Source organism: Eubacterium sp. 1001713B170207_170306_E7 (assembly GCF_015547515.1).
Classification (GTDB): Bacteria; Bacillota; Clostridia; order Eubacteriales; family Eubacteriaceae; genus Eubacterium.
In genome coordinates this window covers 1-18,511 of the sequence record NZ_JADMVE010000006.1, presented here as the reverse complement: position 1 = coordinate 18,511, position 18,511 = coordinate 1, and the positions used below count along the sequence as shown (strand labels likewise).

The 18,511-nt window shown below is 49.3% G+C and carries 12 protein-coding genes; 1 reads left to right on the top strand and 11 read right to left on the bottom strand.

Annotation, left to right across the window (positions count from 1 at the left end; translation table 11 throughout):
- The 7 genes from I2B62_RS14665 to I2B62_RS14635 all read right to left on the bottom strand — a co-directional run.
- The coding region (locus tag I2B62_RS14665; RefSeq protein ID WP_243259559.1) for a GTP-binding protein at positions 1 to 126 on the bottom strand (126 nt) is incomplete at its 3' end.
- 92 nt (positions 127 to 218) lie between these two features.
- Positions 219 to 2,291 (bottom strand): elongation factor G, encoded by a 2,073-nt coding sequence (gene fusA, locus I2B62_RS14660; protein ID WP_195269823.1) that lies wholly within the window; start codon positions 2,289 to 2,291, stop codon positions 219 to 221.
- 74 nt (positions 2,292 to 2,365) lie between these two features.
- Positions 2,366 to 2,836 (bottom strand): 30S ribosomal protein S7, encoded by a 471-nt coding sequence (rpsG, locus tag I2B62_RS14655; RefSeq protein ID WP_195269822.1) that lies wholly within the window; start codon positions 2,834 to 2,836, stop codon positions 2,366 to 2,368.
- A 111-nt stretch (positions 2,837 to 2,947) separates the two neighbouring features.
- Complete coding sequence (gene rpsL, locus I2B62_RS14650; RefSeq protein WP_195269821.1) at positions 2,948 to 3,322, bottom strand: 30S ribosomal protein S12; 375 nt, start codon at positions 3,320 to 3,322, stop codon at positions 2,948 to 2,950.
- A 134-nt stretch (positions 3,323 to 3,456) separates the two neighbouring features.
- Positions 3,457 to 3,696, bottom strand: coding sequence for a ribosomal L7Ae/L30e/S12e/Gadd45 family protein (locus I2B62_RS14645; protein WP_195269820.1), 240 nt, complete (start codon positions 3,694 to 3,696; stop codon positions 3,457 to 3,459).
- A 139-nt stretch (positions 3,697 to 3,835) separates the two neighbouring features.
- Positions 3,836 to 7,609: a DNA-directed RNA polymerase subunit beta' gene (gene rpoC, locus I2B62_RS14640; protein ID WP_207736023.1), complete on the bottom strand. Its 3,774-nt coding sequence runs from the start codon at positions 7,607 to 7,609 to the stop codon at positions 3,836 to 3,838.
- Between the two features lie 53 nt (positions 7,610 to 7,662).
- Positions 7,663 to 11,346: a DNA-directed RNA polymerase subunit beta gene (locus I2B62_RS14635; protein WP_195270044.1), complete on the bottom strand. Its 3,684-nt coding sequence runs from the start codon at positions 11,344 to 11,346 to the stop codon at positions 7,663 to 7,665.
- Between the two features lie 705 nt (positions 11,347 to 12,051).
- Here I2B62_RS14635 and I2B62_RS14630 point away from each other — a divergent pair.
- Entirely contained in the window at positions 12,052 to 14,700 is a 2,649-nt protein-coding gene (locus I2B62_RS14630) for a cation-translocating P-type ATPase (protein WP_195270043.1), read from the top strand.
- 47 nt (positions 14,701 to 14,747) lie between these two features.
- Here the strand turns inward: I2B62_RS14630 and I2B62_RS14625 are convergent, their stop codons facing one another.
- From I2B62_RS14625 to I2B62_RS14610, 4 genes are all read right to left on the bottom strand, one after another.
- Positions 14,748 to 14,894 (bottom strand): hypothetical protein, encoded by a 147-nt coding sequence (locus tag I2B62_RS14625; protein WP_195269818.1) that lies wholly within the window; start codon positions 14,892 to 14,894, stop codon positions 14,748 to 14,750.
- 173 nt (positions 14,895 to 15,067) lie between these two features.
- The gene (locus tag I2B62_RS14620; RefSeq protein WP_195269817.1) at positions 15,068 to 15,439 is read right to left on the bottom strand and encodes a helix-turn-helix transcriptional regulator; all 372 of its coding nucleotides are present in this window, start codon (positions 15,437 to 15,439) and stop codon (positions 15,068 to 15,070) included.
- Positions 15,417 to 16,940 (bottom strand): BCCT family transporter, encoded by a 1,524-nt coding sequence (locus I2B62_RS14615; protein ID WP_195269816.1) that lies wholly within the window; start codon positions 16,938 to 16,940, stop codon positions 15,417 to 15,419. Before I2B62_RS14615 ends, I2B62_RS14620 begins: the two co-directional genes overlap by 23 nt.
- 65 nt (positions 16,941 to 17,005) lie before the next feature.
- Positions 17,006 to 18,289 carry an MFS transporter gene (locus I2B62_RS14610; protein WP_195269815.1) on the bottom strand — a complete coding sequence of 428 codons (1,284 nt, stop codon included), beginning with the start codon at positions 18,287 to 18,289 and terminating at the stop codon, positions 17,006 to 17,008.
- Positions 18,290 to 18,511 lie beyond the last annotated feature (222 nt).

The following is an 18,511-nucleotide window of genomic DNA, read 5'->3' as shown; positions in this document are numbered from 1 at the left end:
GGTTCCGAAGCGTTTGTTTAAGACGGTGGTGATTGCAGCGGTTAATGTTGTTTTACCGTGGTCAACGTGACCGATGGTTCCAATGTTAACATGTGGTTTGGATCTTTCAAATTTTTCCTTAGCCATTTTATATCTCCTATTGTTATTTTAAATATTGAGTGGGGTCTGCCGTAACGATCCGGCAGACCGCTTATTTTACTCTGTTAAATGCTGTGCGCTTACTTGCGTCCTTCAATGATTTTTTCAGAAACGCTCTTTGGCACAGGTTCGTAGTGTGAGAACTGCATGGTGTAAACACCGCGGCCCTGGGTTTTACTTCTCAGGGATGTTGCGTAGCCGAACATTTCTGCCAGCGGCACCATACCGTTGATAACCTGGGCGCCATTCCGGGCTTCCATACCTTCTACACGGCCACGTCTGGAGTTAATGTCCCCCATGACATCGCCCATATATTCTTCCGGAATAACAACTTCCAGCTTGAACATTGGTTCCATGATAACCGGATCCGCTTTGCGCATACCGTTTTTGAAAGCCATAGAACCCGCAACCTTGAAGGCCATTTCGGAGGAGTCAACTTCATGGTAGGAACCGTCATAAACAGATACCTTGAAGTCAATAACCGGATAACCGGCTAAAACACCATTCTGCATGGCTTCCTGGATCCCCTGATCGATTGGTCCGATGTATTCCTTTGGAATAGAACCACCGACGGTTTTATTTTCAAAAATATAACCTTCGCCTGGTTCCAGCGGTTCCAGTGTAATAAGACAGTGACCATACTGGCCACGACCACCGGACTGACGGGCAAATTTGCCTTCTGCGTCGACCTTTTTGGTGATCTTTTCTCTGTAGGCTACCTGAGGCTGGCCGATGTTGGCTTCTACCTTAAATTCACGCAGCATACGGTCGATGATGATGTCAAGGTGAAGCTCACCCATACCAGAGATAATGGTCTGGCCGGTTTCTTCATCGGTATGTGTACGGAAGGTAGGATCTTCCTCTGCCAGTTTCTGAAGGGCAACACTCATTTTTTCCTGGCCGGCTTTTGTCTTAGGTTCGATGGCAACATCGATAACCGGTTCAGGGAATACCATGGATTCCAGAATGATCGGATGATCCGGATCAGACAGGGTGTCCCCGGTAGTGGTATCTTTCAGACCAACGGCTGCTACGATATCACCGGTGTAAACCTTGGAGATTTCTTCACGGTGGTTCGCGTGCATCTGCAGGATACGGCCAAAACGTTCTCTTTTACCCTTTGTGGTATTACGAACGTAGGAGCCTGCCTCTGCGGTACCGGAGTAAACACGCATAAATGCCAGTTTACCAACATATGGGTCTGTCATGATCTTGAAGGCCAAAGCGGAGAAGGGTTCTTCGTCGCTTGGTTTTCTTTCGTCTTCTTCTTCCGTTTCCGGATTTGTACCCTTGATTGCCGGTACGTCAAGCGGTGACGGCATATAGTCAACAACAGCGTCCAGCATCATCTGAACACCTTTGTTTTTATAGGAAGAGCCGCAGGTTACTGCGATCAGTTCTACGTTACAGGTTCCTTTACGGATGGCTGCCTTGATTTCCTCAATGGTGATTTCTTCACCTTCCAGGTATTTTTCCATCAGGTTTTCATCTACTTCAGAAAGGGCTTCCAGCATCTTATCACGATAGCTTTCAGCTTCTTCTTTCATGTCGTCTGGAATGTCGGTGATTTCAATTTCTTCACCCAAGTCATCCTTGTAGATTTCAGCCTTCATGGTAAGCAGGTCAATGATACCAATAAAATCACTTTCCTTACCGATTGGCAGCTGGATACATACTGGGTTTGCGCCCAGACGGTCACGGATCATGTCTACCGCATGGTAGAAGTCCGCACCGGTGATGTCCATTTTATTAATGTAAGCCATTCTCGGTACATGGTACTGGTCAGCCTGGCGCCATACGGTTTCAGACTGAGGTTCAACACCGCCCTTGGCACAGAATACCGCTACAGAACCGTCAAGAACTCTTAAAGAACGTTCTACTTCAACGGTAAAGTCAACGTGGCCAGGAGTATCGATAATGTTGATACGGTTGCCTTTCCAATGACAAGTTGTAGCAGCAGAGGTAATGGTGATACCTCTTTCCTGTTCCTGTTCCATCCAGTCCATCTGCGCGCCACCATCATGGGTTTCGCCGATTTTATGGATTTTACCAGAATAGTAAAGGATTCTTTCAGTAGTAGTGGTTTTTCCTGCGTCAATATGCGCCATAATACCGATATTTCTTGTGTTTTCTAAACTATATTCTCTTGGCACAGATTTTTCCTCGCAATTTTAATTTGAATACTAAACAGTAAACATATCGCATAAAATCCAATAAGGATTTTATGCTACCAACGATAATGTGCAAAAGCTTTGTTGGCTTCTGCCATCGCGTGTGTGTCTTCTTTTTTCTTAACGGCTGCACCACTGTTGTTCAGAGCATCCATGATTTCACCGGCTAAGCGGTCCTTCATGGTTTTTTCAGAACGTTTGCGCGCATAAGTAATTAACCATCTTAAAGCCAGAGCCTGTTTACGGTCTGCACGAATTTCGATTGGAACCTGATAGGTGGCACCACCGACTCTTCTTGCTTTTACTTCTAACACAGGTGTGATGTTTGCTAATGCTTCTTCGAACGCTTCTAAAGCATCCTTACCGGTTTTTTCATTTACCTTTGAGAATGCGTCATATACGATTCTCTGGGCAACGCCTTTTTTTCCGTCTAACATAACGTTGTTTACCAATTTGGTAACAACAACGCTACCGTAAATCGGATCAGGCAATACTTCTCTTTTTGGAACTGGTCCTTTTCTAGGCACTTTGCTTCCCTCCTTAACAATTGATGTTCATCGGTACTCGACATCCAAAGTCGTTGTGCTTATACATACAATCTAGATCTATTATCAGATTTGCAGTACGATGCACTACTCTTACTTCTTAGGCTTTTTAGCCCCGTACTTGGATCGAGCTTGTTTACGATTTTCTACGCCAGCGGTATCTAATGCACCACGGATGATCTTGTAACGAACCCCTGGTAAGTCCTTAACACGGCCGCCTTTTACCAGAACGATACTATGTTCCTGTAAGTTATGGCCGATACCTGGGATATAGGCAGTTACTTCCATACCGTTTACCAGTTTAACTCTGGCAATTTTTCTCAGAGCAGAGTTTGGTTTCTTTGGTGTAGATGTTCTAACTGCAGTACAAACACCTCTTTTTTGGGGGTTTGCTTTCAGTGCCGGAGTCTTGGTTTTGATTTCCGAACTTTTTCTTCCTTGTTTAACAAGCTGATTAATGGTAGGCATTCAGTCCTGCACCTCCTTCTTAAAATTTTATATCAAAAATCCAAATGAAAACAGGCAATTTCTGTTAAATCATTCGAAGTTTCAACCAAATATAAGCGTCAAATAAGCGCCCCTCAGGCGCTTGCGCTTTAAAACTATTTCAGCAGTGCGATCACTGCTGCTCCCCGCTCAATGCCGCTGTCCTGACCGAGCGCAATTTTGCTTTCGTAGGGCTCGATGGGAACAGATGCTTCCTCACAGGCGGTGACAATCTTTTCCTTAATAGAATCTTCGGTATCTTCAGCTAAAACAACCACGGTTGCTTTTCCTTCTTTCACAGCTTTCAGAGTCTGCTTTGTCCCGATGACCTTTGGGGTCTCACCAAAACTTTCCAATTTATACCTCCAGCAGTTTATAAGACTTTGCTAAACATACTGTTCTAATATACACTCTTTTCACCAACTTGTCAAGCGGTAATTAAAATTTCCTTTAGTCTGAAAGAAAACCCCGCCGTTTGGCGGGGTTTTACAGGTTTTAGTCGTCAAGATCTCCGATAATCATGTCGCTGTCTTCACTGCTCGCGTTATCTAAGAAATCCATGTCGAACATATCAAAGGCTTTAGCCAGTTCATCGTCTTTTTCAAGATTTTCACGTTCTTCCTGAACGGCTTTGGCCAGGATGTTATCATCATCCATGACAATATCGATGTTTTCGGAAAGATCCTTCACATTGGTAATATCGTCCTTGATCATTTCTTCAACCAGTTCTTCTTCTTCATCATCCTCATCCTCGCGGTCATAGTCGAGCTCGACGCGGCTGTAGGTTTTGACGCCGGTACCGGCTGGTACCAGCTGGCCGATGATGACATTTTCCTTCAGACCAATGAGCGGATCGACCTTGCCCTTGATGGCAGCGTCGGTCAGAACCCGGGTAGTTTCCTGGAAGGAAGCGGCTGAGAGGAAGGAATCCGTTGCCAGGGATGCCTTGGTGATCCCAAGGAGTTCCCGGCTGGCCTGTGCCGGTTCCAGCCCCATATCCAGGGCTTCGTTGTTCTTTTCTTCCATTTCAAAAATATCAGTTAAGGCTCCGGTGATCAGGTCGGTGTCTCCGGCATTTTCAATCTTAACCTTACGCAGCATCTGGCGGATGATCAGCTCAATATGCTTATCGCTGATGTGTACCCCCTGCAGACGGTATACCTTCTGCACTTCGGAGAGCAGATACTGCTGTACGGCGTCGATGCCTTTAATGCGCAGGATATCGTTCGGGTTGATGGAACCTTCGGTAATTTCCTGGCCGGCTTCAATTTTATCGCCATTATGAACCTTTAAGCGTGAGCCGTAAGGAATCAGGTAAACCCTGGATTCACCGTCGGACCCGGTGATAACTGCTTCGGTCTTTTTGCCCTCCAGAATCTCGACACGTCCGGCGATTTCTGAGATGATGGCCTGTCCCTTTGGCTTACGGGCTTCAAAAAGCTCCTCGACACGGGGAAGACCCTGGGTGATGTCGTCTGCGGATGCAACCCCACCGGTATGGAAGGTACGCATGGTTAACTGGGTACCCGGCTCACCGATGGACTGGGCGGCGATGATGCCCACTGCTTCGCCGATTTCGACGGGCTTCCAGCTGGTCATGTCAACGCCGTAGCATTTTTTACAGACGCCATATTTGGAGTTACAGTTGAACACAGCACGGATTACGACTTTTTCAACACCGGCTTCCTGGATGGCTTCGGCCTGGTCGCTGGTAATGACTTCGTCCTTATGGGCCATAATTTCGCCGGTTTCAGGATGCAGAACATCCTCAAAGGCGTAACGGCCTTCAATACGTTCAGCCAGATCTTCGATGACCTCGCCGTGCTCGTTGATGGCAGTTACCTCATAACCACGGGTGGTTCCACAGTCTTCCTCACGGACAATTACGTCCTGGCTGACGTCGACAAGACGCCGGGTCAGGTAACCGGAGTCGGCTGTTCTCAGGGCCGTATCGGCAAGACCTTTACGGGCGCCGTGGGTGGAGGAGAAGAACTCGAGTACGTTCAGGCCCTCACGGAAGTTTGAACGGATGGGCAGCTCGATGACACGGCCGGTTGGGTTGGTCATAAGGCCACGCATACCGGCTAACTGACGGATCTGGTTCTTAGAACCACGGGCCCCGGAATCGGCCATCATATTGATTGGATTCAGGCGGTCCAAATGGCTCAGGAGCGCGTCGGTTACTTCATCGGTTGCGTTATTCCAGATATCAACAACATTTTGGTAACGTTCCTCTTCTGAAATCAGACCACGGCGGAACAGCTTGAGGTTCTTGGCGATCTTTTCATCGGCACGGGCCAGAATTTCTTCCTTGTTCCCAGGTACCTGCATGTCGGCAACACCGACAGTGATGGCGGCCTGGGTGGAATATTTATAGCCCAGACGCTTGATTTCGTCGAGGGTTTCGGAAGTGATGGTCGGGCCATGGGCCTTGAAGCAGCGGTCAACGATCTTGGTCAGTACCTTTTTGTCAACCTGCATATCGACTTCCAGTTTAAAGTAGTCGTCAATGGTTTCACGTTTCACGAAGCCCATATCCTGAGGCAGGATCTGGTTGAAAATGAAACGGCCCACGGTGCTTTCCACCAGACGGGTATAGCTTTCACCATTAATTTCCTTGGTCGTGCGGACCTTAACCTTGGCGTGAAGCTCAACGTCGTGGTTAAAATACGCCATTTCCAGCTCGTTCATGTCACAGAAAATGGAACCAGTTCCCTTGGCGTCTTCTTTATAAAGCGTCATATAGTAAGAACCGAGGATCATATCCTGTGAAGGAACGACAACCGGCGTGCCATCCTGCGGTTTCAGGATGTTGTTGCAGGCCATCATTAAGAAGCGGGCTTCGGCCTGGGCTTCTACAGACAGCGGTACGTGGACGGCCATCTGGTCACCATCGAAGTCGGCGTTGTACGCGGTACAGGCCAGCGGATGGAGCTTGATGGCACGGCCTTCGACCAGAATCGGTTCAAAGGCCTGGATTCCCAGTCTATGAAGTGTTGGTGCACGGTTTAAGAGCACCGGATGTTCGTGAATAACGTCTTCGAGAACGTCCCAGATAATGGGATCGAGTTTTTCGACCATTTTCTTGGCACTTTTAATGTTCTGAGACAGCTGTCTCGCGACCAGCTCGCGCATAACAAAGGGCTTAAACAGCTCGATGGCCATTTCCTTCGGCAGCCCGCACTGGTACATTTTGAGTTCAGGACCAACAACGATAACGGAACGGCCGGAGTAGTCGACACGCTTACCGAGAAGGTTCTGACGGAAACGTCCCTGTTTCCCCTTGAGCATATCACTCAGGGATTTGAACGGACGGTTGCCAGGGCCGGTGACCGCGCGGCCACGGCGGCCATTATCTATTAAGGCGTCGACGGCTTCCTGAAGCATACGCTTTTCATTCTGGACGATGATGTCCGGCGCGTCCAGCTCCAGCAGCTTAATCAGCCGGTTGTTACGGTTGATCACACGGCGGTACAAGTCGTTCAGGTCAGAGGTCGCAAAACGGCCCCCGTCCAGCTGTACCATGGGGCGCAGCTCCGGCGGGATAACCGGGATGGCTTCCATGATCATCCATTCCGGTTTATTGTGGGAATTTCTGAAGGCTTCGATGGCTTCCAGACGTCTGGCCACACGGATTTTTTTCTGGCCGGAGCTTTCCTTAAGCTCTTCCTTAAGCACAGCGGCTTCCTGGTCCAGATCCACCATTTTCAGGAGCTCCTGAATGGCTTCCGCCCCGATACCGGCAGTAAAATCTTTGCCGTAATTGGCTCTTGCTTCCTTATATTCGGTTTCGGACAGCACCTGCTTGTACTGCAGCGGGGTTTCGCCTGGGTCCGTTACCACATAAGAGGCAAAATAGATGATTTTTTCAAGATTACGGGGTGACATTTCAAGGATCAGGCCCATTCGGCTTGGAATGCCCTTGAAATACCAGATATGTGATACGGGTGAGGCAAGCTCGATGTGCCCCATCCGTTCTCTTCTTACTTTTGCTTTTGTTACTTCAACACCACAGTTTTCACAGACGATGCCCTTATGGCGAATACGCTTGTATTTACCACAGTTACACTCCCAGTCTTTGGTTGGTCCGAAGATTTTTTCACAGAAAAGACCTTCTTTTTCCGGTTTCAGGGTTCTGTAATTAATGGTTTCGGGTTTTTTAACCTCACCCCGAGACCACTCTCTGATTTTTTCAGGTGATGCTAATCCAATTTGCAACGACTTAAAGGTAAATTCTTCATTTAACAATTGGTTTTGCTCCCTTCGCATATAAATGGATAATAAAACTTGTCAATTTTCAATTCAACGTAACGAATGCGCCGCTACATTAATGAATCCGGATTGTCGATATCTTCGGCGTCAACGATGGAGATCATATCGGCTCCCTGGAAATCATCCTCGGTCGCGATATTCGCATCGGATTCACCGCCGATTTCATTGGCCAGTTCTTCGACCGGATCGTCTGTAAAGTCACCGTCCAGTATTTCAACGACTTCGTCATCGTTGAGGATCTGAACATCCAGGGCCAAGCTCTGGAATTCCTTCATGAGTACCTTGAAGGATTCCGGAATACCCGGTTTCGGAATGTTTTCACCCTTAACGATCGCTTCGTAGGCGGCGACACGGCCAACGACGTCATCGGATTTAATGGTCAGGATTTCCTGGAGGGTATGGGCTGCGCCGTAGGCTTCAAGGGCCCAAACTTCCATTTCACCGAAACGCTGTCCACCGAACTGGGCTTTACCACCCAGCGGCTGCTGGGTAACTAAGGAGTAAGGTCCGGTTGAACGGGCATGCATTTTATCATCGACAAGGTGATGGAGTTTTAAGTAGTACATATAACCAACGGTTACCGGATTGTCGAAGGGTTCGCCGGTACGTCCGTCGTACAGCTTGATTTTACCATCGCTTGGCAGGTCTGCTTTTTCGAGAAGCTCTTCAATGTCTTCTTCGTTGGCCGGGTCAAATACCGGGGTGGCAATGTGCCAGCCAAGGGCCTTCACAGCCATACCCAGATGGACCTCGAGTACCTGTCCGATGTTCATACGGGAAGGTACGCCAAGGGGGTTCAGCACAATATCCAGCGGCGTGCCGTCCGGCAGGAACGGCATATCTTCCTGAGGCAGAACGCGGGAGACAACCCCTTTGTTCCCATGGCGGCCGGCCATTTTATCCCCAACAGAGATTTTACGCTTGGTTGCAATATAGACACGCACCATGGTGTTGACGCCTGGCTTTAAGTCCTCGTCCTTATTGGCTCTTGAGAACACCTTCACGTCCACGACGATGCCGGATTCACCGTGCGGTACCTTCAGCGAGGTATCCCGGATTTCCCGGGCCTTTTCGCCAAAGATGGCGCGGAGCAGCTTTTCTTCTGCTGAAAGGTCAGTTTCACCCTTTGGTGTAACCTTACCGACTAAAATATCCTCAGATTTTACCTCGGCGCCCACAAAGATAATCCCGCGTTCATCAAGGTTGCGCAGTGCGTCTTCCCCGACATTCGGAATATCACGGGTGATTTCTTCTGGTCCGAGCTTTGTTTCACGGGCTTCACACTCAAACTCCTCAATATGGATGGAGGTGTACTTGTCCGTTTTCAGCATATTTTCATTGATCAGGACCGCATCCTCGTAATTGTAGCCTTCCCAGGTCATAAACCCGATTAAGGCGTTGCGGCCAAGGGCCAGCTCGCCCATTTCAGTGGAAGGACCGTCGGCGATGATTTCGCCGGCTTTTACACGCTGTCCCTGAACAACCAGCGGCTTCTGGTTCACACAGGTTCCTTGATTTGAGCGTTTGAATTTTAATAATTTATGCTTTTCAAGGCTGCCGTCGCTGTCTCTGCGGATGCGGATATGATCAGCGTCCACAAACTCAACGGTTCCGGCTTCCCCTGCGATGGCACAGACGCCGGAGTCCTTGGCGGCCTTGTGTTCCATCCCTGTCCCGACAACCGGAGCCTTTGGAATGAGCAGCGGCACTGCCTGACGCTGCATGTTGGCGCCCATGAGGGCACGGTTGGCATCATCATTTTCAAGGAAAGGAATGAGGGCCGTCGCCACAGATACGACCTGTTTTGGCGAGATATCCATAAAATCCACACGGTCTGGCGCAACGGTGACAAAGTCACGGCTTGAGCCGGCACGACCGGTGATCTGTTCGTTGACAAACCTGTTGTTTTCATCCAGCGGCTCATTGGCCTGGGCGATAGCATATTGGCCTTCTTCATCGGCTGAGAGATAGTGAATCTCATCCGTTACCACCCCGTCAATAACCTTGCGGTAAGGGGATTCGATAAAGCCATACTCATTGACACGGGCAAAGGTCGCCAGTGAACCGATCAGACCGATGTTCGGGCCTTCAGGCGTTTCGATCGGGCACATACGGCCGTAATGGCTGTGATGCACGTCACGGACTTCGAAGCCGGCGCGCTCACGGGAGAGACCGCCAGGTCCAAGAGCGGACAGACGGCGTTTGTGTGTCAGCTCAGACAACGGGTTATTCTGGTCCATAAACTGTGACAGCTGGGAGCTCCCGAAGAATTCCTTCAGCGCTGCGTTTACCGGACGGGTGTTGATCAGCCCCTGTGGTGTCAGGATCTCATCATCCTGAACCGACATTCTTTCACGAACGACTCTCTCCATACGGGAAAGGCCAATGCGGAACTGATTCTGCAAAAGCTCTCCAACCGAGCGGAGACGGCGGTTGCCCAGGTGGTCAATATCGTCTGTGTTCCCGATGCCGTAATCAATACCGATAAAATAAGAAACCGTGGCAAAGAGGTCGGACTGAAGAATATGCTTCGGCACCAGACGTTCCATGTGGTTTTTAATTTCATCATGCTTTTCTTCATCGGTCATTTCTTCATTGTCAAGGATCTGCATGAGCGCTTCGCGGCAGACCAGTTCCTTAATTTCCAAATCGCTGATATCAAAGGGGATATCCTGGGTATGAATATCAACGAAGCCATTCCCGATGACGCGGACGATTTTATCCTCGCCCTGGTGCAGGACCCTGACATTGACCACATTGATCCCGGCATTCTGGATCTGCCATGCAACGTCCTTTTTAAAGATCTGGCCTTCCTCTGCCAGGACTTCGCCGGTTTCAGGATCGATGACGTCCTCTGCGGCAACCTGCCCGGTAATACGGGTAGCCAGAGATAATTTCTTATTGTATTTATAGCGGCCGACGCGGGCTAGGTCGTAGCGGCGGTCGTCAAAAAACATGGAGTTCAGCAGTGACTGGGCGCTTTCCACGGTTGGCGGCTCACCCGGACGCAGTCTTTTATAAATTTCCAGAAGACCGTCACGCTCGTCCTTCATGCCTGCGGTTTCATCCTTCTTGATGGTTTCCAGCAGACGGTAGTCGTCCCCGAAGACCTCGAGAATTTCCTCGTTGCTGCCAAGGCCAAAGGCGCGCAGCAGCGCGGTAATCGGAAGCTTGCGGGTACGGTCGATCTTGACGTACATGATATCGTTGGAATCGGACTCGTATTCCAGCCAGGCCCCGCGGTTCGGGATAACCTGCGCCGAATAAAGCTTTTTACCAAGCTTATCACGGGTCAGGGTGTAGTAAGCACCCGGAGAACGTACCAGCTGGCTGACGATAACACGTTCCGCACCGTTGACAATAAAGGTCCCGGTATCGGTCATTTTATGCAGATCGGCCATGTAGACCTTCTGTTCTTTTACTTCATTCTTTTCTTTGTTGATTAAACGGACACGCACCTTCAAAGGCACATAGTAAGTCTGATCCCGTTCCTTACATTCCTCAATGCTGTATTTCGGTTCGCCCTCGATGGCGTAGTCCACAAACTGCAGCACCAGATTACCGGTGTAGTCTGTAATTTCGTGGATATCGTCAAACACTTCCTGGAGGCCTTTTTCAATAAACCATTTGTAGGAATCAAGCTGTACTTCTAATAAGTTCGGCATCTCAAGGACTTCAGTAATCTTTGAGAAGCTCTGTCTGGTTCTTAATCCGTATTGTACAGGATGCACCATAACCATCCATTATCACCCCTTGCAAATTATTTCGGCATTTTCAAAATACACTTTTTTAAGCGTATGCTCTTTTCTTTGTCGCAAAATTGTGGTACTATTTATAGAGTGGTAATTCTTCCCAGTTTCGGGAATTGCCGCGAAAAAATAAAAACGGACCAAGACGAATTCCAGACCTTTGATCAGTCTGAAAAAGCGCAGCCTGCTTAAGAATTCAATTCATTAAGCATTTGGTCTGCCTTTGATCAGCAAACCCACGCCCCATCCACAAGTCTATTTTAATTTAGTTCCTATTTATTGACGTCAGTCGGTCACATAAATAGCACAATTTTATCTTCTAATGCAATTTAATATCTTATCATAATAAATTTTGGCCGTCAAGGCTTTTTTTGTTGGAAAATTAAGCCTGTCAATCCCTTAAGCTATTCCTTTAAGGAAACTACCCTGCCGCCATCTTCACCACGAGCTTAAATTTAACACAAATTTAACATTCCGCCATTGACTTAAGGTCTTAAAAACTGCTATAATGCACTAACAGTTGAAAAGGGAGTAGTTTAAGACGCGCCGTCAACACCACGGTTTTTTAACCTGGCGGTGTGCGCCTATGATTTTTGGTAACGAGACTTTTCGACAGCCTGGCAAAAGGGCTGCCGGAAGTCTTTTTTTGATGCTTCCGGTGTATACAATCTTGACAAAGGAGTATCAATGATGTCAGAAACCTTTTTTAACCGTTCTGCACAGGAAACACTGGACGAGCTGCACACCTCCGCCACGGGCCTCAGTACCGCCGAGGCCGAAAGCCGGTCCAAAACCTTTGGCCCAAACAAGCTTTCAGAGGGTAAGAAAAAAAGCGTCGCCGTGGTTTTTCTGGAGCAGTTCAAAGATCTGCTGGTAGTGATCCTTACCATCGCCGCCATTATTTCCCTGCTTTCGGGTGAAAGCGAGAGCACCATTGTTATTTTTGCTGTTTTACTTCTAAACGCCGTACTCGGCACCGTTCAGTATGTTAAAGCTGAAAAATCCCTTGAGAGCCTGAAGGCCATGTCCTCACCTGTGGCACGGGTGATCCGTGACGGCGCCCGTCTTGAGATCCCCTCTCAGGAGGTTGTACCCGGCGATATTCTGCTGCTGGAAGCCGGCGATCTGGTTGTCGCCGACGGACGGATTCTGGAAAACTTTTCCCTCAAGGTCAACGAAAGCTCACTGACCGGGGAATCCGAAAGTGTTGAAAAAACCGCGGACACCATCCCCACCGAAAAGGTAGCCCTCGGTGACCAGATCAACATGGTTTTCTCAGGCTCTCTGGTAACCTATGGCCGGGCAACCGTTGTGGTCACCGCCACTGGCATGGGCACAGAGCTCGGGAAAATCGCCTCGCTTATGAACCAGACTCAGCAGCGCAAAACGCCGCTTCAAACCAGTCTGGACAATTTCAGTAAAAAGCTGGCCGTGATTATTCTGGCTGTCTGCGTGGTGGTTTTTATGCTCTCGGTTTTCCGCAGCCATATGCCGGTTTTGGATTCTCTGATGTTCGCCGTGGCTCTGGCGGTAGCGGCCATTCCCGAGGCGCTCAGCTCCATTGTGACCATCGTGCTGGCCATGGGCACTCAGAAAATGGCCAAACAGAACGCAGTTATCAAAGACCTGAAAGCGGTCGAAAGCCTTGGCGCGGTGTCGGTTATCTGCTCGGATAAAACCGGCACGCTCACCCAGAACCGCATGTGTCCCCAGAAAATTTACGCTGACGGCAGGCTCACTGCCTGCGAGGATTACGACCTCACCAACGACGCGCAGCGCCTGCTGTTAAAAATCGCCCTGCTGGCCAGCGACGCCACCACCGATGAAGACGCCGGCACCTCCATCGGCGATCCCACCGAGGTCGCCCTGGTACAGATCGGCGACTCCTTCGGCATTGAGGAATCCACCTACCGCAGCCAGCATCCCCGCCTGCGTGAGCTGCCCTTTGACTCTGACCGTAAGCTCATGAGCACCCTGCACGAGCTCGAAAAGATACCGACCCTGCTGACAAAGGGCGCCCTCGACGTGATGCTCGAGCGCTCCAACTGGATTTACACCACCGGCGGCATCGTACCCATGACCGACGAAAAGCGCAGTGAGATCATTAACACTAACCGCTCCCTGTCTGAGGAAGGGCTCCGTGTTCTGGCCTTTGCCTACCGTGAACTGCCCGAAGTCCGGGATTTATCCATTGATGACGAAAATGACTTTGTGTTCGTGGGCCTCATCTCCATGATCGACCCGCCCCGTCCGGAATCTGTCCAGGCTGTGGCCGACGCCAAGCGCGGCGGTATCCGCACGGTCATGATCACCGGCGACCACAAGATCACCGCCACCGCCATCGCGCGGCAGGTCGGTATCTTCGAGGCAGGCGACATTGCTGTGGAGGGCGTTGAGCTGGACGCCATGACCGATGCCGAGCTGGACGAAAAGCTTCCCCGCATTTCCGTCTACGCCCGCGTATCGCCTGAACACAAAATCCGGATTGTCGACGCCTGGCAGCGCCAGGGACGCATCGTCTCCATGACCGGCGACGGCGTCAACGATGCGCCGGCCCTCAAAAAGGCCGACATTGGCGTGGCTATGGGCATCACCGGCACCGAGGTCAGCAAGGACGCAGCGTCCATGATCCTGACCGACGATAACTTTGCCACCATTGTCAAAGCTGTCATCAACGGTCGTAACATTTACGCCAACATTAAAAACGCCATCCAATTTTTGCTCTCGGGCAACACCGCGGGTATCCTCTGCGTGCTTTACGCCTCGCTGATGGCCCTGCCTGTCCCCTTTGCCCCGGTACACCTGCTGTTCATCAATCTGCTGACGGACAGCCTGCCTGCCATCGCCATCGGTATGGAGCCCTCACGCCGCGGGCTGTTAAACCAGCCGCCCCGCAACCCCAAAGAACCGATTTTAAACCAAAATCTGCTCAGACGTATTGTCTCACAGGGGCTGCTGATCGCCATTGCCACCATGGCTGCCTTTTACCTCGGGCACCAGTCCGGCAACGCTATGCTGGCCAGCACCATGGCCTTCGCGACCCTGACTCTGGCCCGTCTCTTTCACGGCTTTAACTGCCGTGGCGACGAGTCCATTTTCCGCTTGAAGTTCGGAACCAATAAATATTCGCTCATGGCATTCTTTGGCGGTGTTCTGCTTTTGGCGGCAGTCCTGTTTATCCCAGGCCTTAACACCCTGTTCTTTGTAGCCCCTCTGAGCATGACCCAGATTGGCCAGATTGCCCTGCTGGCGTTTCTGCCGACACTGATCATCCAAATTGTCAAGGTGGCCGCCGGTTCCCGTATTGTGAGCGGCAAAGCAGACCTCTCAGATGACTAAACATTTAAAAGCCCGGTTTTCTTTTGAAAAACCGGGCTTTTTTTCCGCTACATCAGTAAAAACATCGCGAAGCTGAACATCATTTCCTCATTTCCCTGAAAGGCTTCAATGGCGTATGGAATGGCCTCCTCGGGAATCTCATATTTTTCAATGTTGGCTTCATAATCACGATAGTATTCCGAATTTATATTCATCTTTTTCTCCTTAATAGACGCCGTATTCCTTGACAAAATTCAGCAGTTCCTTATACAGAGCAGCATTCATTTTGAAGATGACTTTCATTCTCTTGACGAGGACTCATAAGCGTCTCGCAAAAGCACTAAAAAAAGCCCTGTTCTTCACTAAAAAGAACAGGGCTTTCAGACCGTCAGGGTCTTTTATTGATTTCATCAATATATTTTCGGTTTAAAAAATACATTTCCTCCACAAGGTTTCTCATCGAGTGCTCCTGCGCCTTCCCCAGAAAATCAAAGCCTGGTATGGCGGGATTAATCAGCAGATGCTGTAAAAAATCATGCAGCTTATACGCATATTTTCGGCCAAATATGGCCTTTTTCTCAAGCTTGCTGACTTCCGACTGGCTGATCCCGATCAATATGGCTATATCCTTCTGGCTCATGCCATAGCAGGCCCGGAGCTGCCGCTCATAGGCTGCAATCTCCTCAATGATTTTCTGAAGCTCCGTGTAATATTTTTCTTCTTCACTCACATTTTCTTTATATTTTATGGTTTTCTTCATAGTATTTTTCAAGCATTTTAAAACAGCTGATAATAATAATGATGTACACCAGACAGGTCGGCAGCGCCATGATGATTGACAGGGTCTGCAGCTCCGCAAGCGAACCGCCAAAGACCATCAGCACCATTGGGATCGCCGCCATGCAAAAGGCCCAGAAGATCGTCAGCCTTTTACTGGGCCGTTCCCCCAGCTGAATTTTTTTTGATGAAACCATGGCCAGAGTATAGGCCGCAGAGTCAAAGTTGGTCGCCATGGAGATAATGGAGGTGATCAGGATAGCCACCACAAACAGTGTTCCGATGGGTAGCTTGCTGAAAACATCGACTACCGTGGCCGGACCGCCGTTCTCCGTTACGCCCTTGACCACATCGTACGCGCCGCTGAGCTGCTGATCCATAAAGAAATTCCCGAAAATGGAGAAAAATACAAAGGATCCTAAAAAGCCATAGCCCAGGCCCCCGAAAATAACCTGCTTAATGGTTCTGCCCTTAGAGATTTTCGCGATAAACAATCCCATAAAAATTGAATAGGACATCCACCAGGCCCAGTAAAAAACAATCCATTTTTCAGGATGTCCGCTATTGTTAACGGGATCCATATATGTACTCATATGCACAAATTCCTGGAGCATGATGCCCAGAGAGGTGGTCTGCATTTTTATGATAAAGGTGGTATTGCCAAGGATAAAGAGGATAACCACCGTGGCCAGCATCAGAAAAATATTAATATCACTCAGGATCTTGATGCCGCGTTTGATCCCCTTGTAGGCGCTGATGGTAAAAATACAGGTGACCAGAACCATTACCCCAAACCGCAGCACCGGCGTGTCCTCAATGCCAAAAAGCTTGTTGAGGCAGGCGGAAACCAAGGGCGACCCAATGCCGAGGGCTGTCCCGACACCACCTAAAAGACCAAAAATAAAGAAAATATTGATAACTTTTCCTAAAGGGCCATCGACCCGGTCTCCGAGAATTTCACGGCAGACATTGGCAACATCAAATTTTTCCTGTTTTAAATTAAAATGCACAAAGGCAAAAGCTACGGCCGGTATCAAATAGACACTCCACGCAGAAATTCCCCAATGGAAAAGCGGTAAGGTCGCCGCATATTCTGCGGCTCTGGCACTTAACGCATCAACGCCGTACGGCGGTTCCATGTAGTGAAAGACCCATTCGATACTGCCCCAATAAAGAAACCCGGCGGCCATGGACGCACAAAACATCATGGACGCCCACGAAAACTCGCTGTATTCCTTTTCACCTTCGCCCAACTTAATATTTCTAAACTTGCTCGTCCCTAAAACAATACATAAAATAATCGAGATAAAGACAATCCATACATAAACAAATCCAAGATTCGTCGCGATAAATGCGTTGACACTGTTAATCAGCCACCGGCTCCAATCCGGGCTGACAAACAAGCAGGCGCATACGACAATGACAAAAGCCAGTACAACACCGATCATTATTTTATCAATATTTTTTCGGTTATTGCCTTCCATAATTTACCCCTCTCTTTCATAAGGAGCCTGCTTTCACAGGCTCCCTCTCACGTATCAAACCTTTTTTAGCTCTCGACAGCCTCTGCGTCTTTGGCATTGTGCTTTTTCATGTAAATCTGAGTCGCGATACAGCCACCAATAGCGATGACCGCGCTAACGGTCAGACAAATGAAAATGTAGGTGTAGCCCTTGAGCGCATAATTGTCAATGAAGCTGCCAAACAGCTGGTGCATAAAGCTTTCCGGCAAAAATCCGATCACGGACAGCAGGCCCGAGGCCGCACCGAAGATATGGGCCGGCACATGGGTTTCTGTCAGAATGGAGGATGCAACACCGTAAGCGCCGTTGGCCAAAAAGCCCAAAACCAGGGTAATGACAATGGCAACCATCATAAAGCCTGCGGTCTGCGGCAGAATCAAATAAGCAAAACAGCAGACCGCGCAGGCGGCCATCACCACCAAAATGGTTTTGGAGGGTGAGTTCACCTTTTTGGCGATTCCGCCCAGCAGCGGCGCGGAAATAATGGCAATCCCGTAATAGCGGATCATCCCCACAATACTGACCAGGGTCAGCGGCGCTAAAAACGCGTCGGTGAGGTATGGGGTGGTGTAGTTCATGCCCATGTAGACAATCATGACAAAGAACAGCGTGCCGCTGGCCAGCCAGACACCCGGATGCTTGAGCGCCTCAATGAATTCGTTAATATTAAATTTTTTGTCCGGGTCATTGCTGACCTCGTCCTTAAATCTTGGAATCGCAAAGATTGAAATAATACCCAGCACTAAGATAACCGACGCCAAGAATACCAAGGACACACTGACCCCAATCCGATAGTCAGGCATGGCGTTAAAAACAGCTAATGTAACAGCGTTGATGGCCAGACCGCCAAGCCCGTACAGCGCGTAGCTCACACCCACAACGGCCGGGTAGTCCGCTTCGGCCGCGGCAAAGCGCAACAGTTTATAACGGCATCCCCAGAAAATAAGAATGGTCGTCACCGCCATAACGGCAAAAATTAAAACCAGAATCGGATAAGACGGCAGGGACGCGTACCAGTAGACAACGGCCGCGGTGCTGATAAAGCCGCCGGCCGCCAGTGTCCTGAGTCTGACCTTATCTGCTACAATCCCGCAGGGAATATAGAGAATGGTCGCCATGATCCCGTACATGCCGGATAAAAAACCCAGCTGGGCGTTGGTAATGTTGAGCCCCATCAATAGCGGTTCGTAAAATACATTTTTTAAATAGATCGGAACATAGATAATCCCGCTGCCGGCACCGGATAAAAAGATGAGCAGCGCGCGCCTGAATTTGGACAGTTGTTGATAGGTAACTTCTTGTTTTTTCATCTTATTTGACACGGCTGCATTTCGATCAGCCGTATCTACCCCCTTATGTATATAAAATCCTTTTGAAACGCATACCTAAATCACTATGAAAAGTCCTTTGGAGAAACACATTGGCGGGGCAACTGCTCCGCCAATATAAGCATAATTATTTGATCTTGAATTTTTCCGGAAGGTGTTCGTTCAGCAGGTCTTTCTGAGCCTGTGTCATATCCGGTAACTCAA

Excerpts from the sequence above, each read along its gene's own strand:
- rpsL (WP_195269821.1), bottom strand. The coding sequence starts at position 3,322 with ATGCCTACCATTAATCAGCTTGTTAAACAAGGAAGAAAAAGTTCGGAA.
- rpoC (WP_207736023.1), bottom strand. The coding sequence starts at position 7,609 with ATGCGAAGGGAGCAAAACCAATTGTTAAATGAAGAATTTACCTTTAAG.
- I2B62_RS14635 (WP_195270044.1), bottom strand. The coding sequence starts at position 11,346 with ATGGTGCATCCTGTACAATACGGATTAAGAACCAGACAGAGCTTCTCA.
- I2B62_RS14630 (WP_195270043.1), top strand. The coding sequence starts at position 12,052 with ATGTCAGAAACCTTTTTTAACCGTTCTGCACAGGAAACACTGGACGAG.
- I2B62_RS14625 (WP_195269818.1), bottom strand. The coding sequence starts at position 14,894 with ATGAATATAAATTCGGAATACTATCGTGATTATGAAGCCAACATTGAA.
- I2B62_RS14620 (WP_195269817.1), bottom strand. The coding sequence starts at position 15,439 with ATGAAGAAAACCATAAAATATAAAGAAAATGTGAGTGAAGAAGAAAAA.
- I2B62_RS14615 (WP_195269816.1), bottom strand. The coding sequence starts at position 16,940 with ATGGAAGGCAATAACCGAAAAAATATTGATAAAATAATGATCGGTGTT.
- I2B62_RS14610 (WP_195269815.1), bottom strand. The coding sequence starts at position 18,289 with ATGAAAAAACAAGAAGTTACCTATCAACAACTGTCCAAATTCAGGCGC.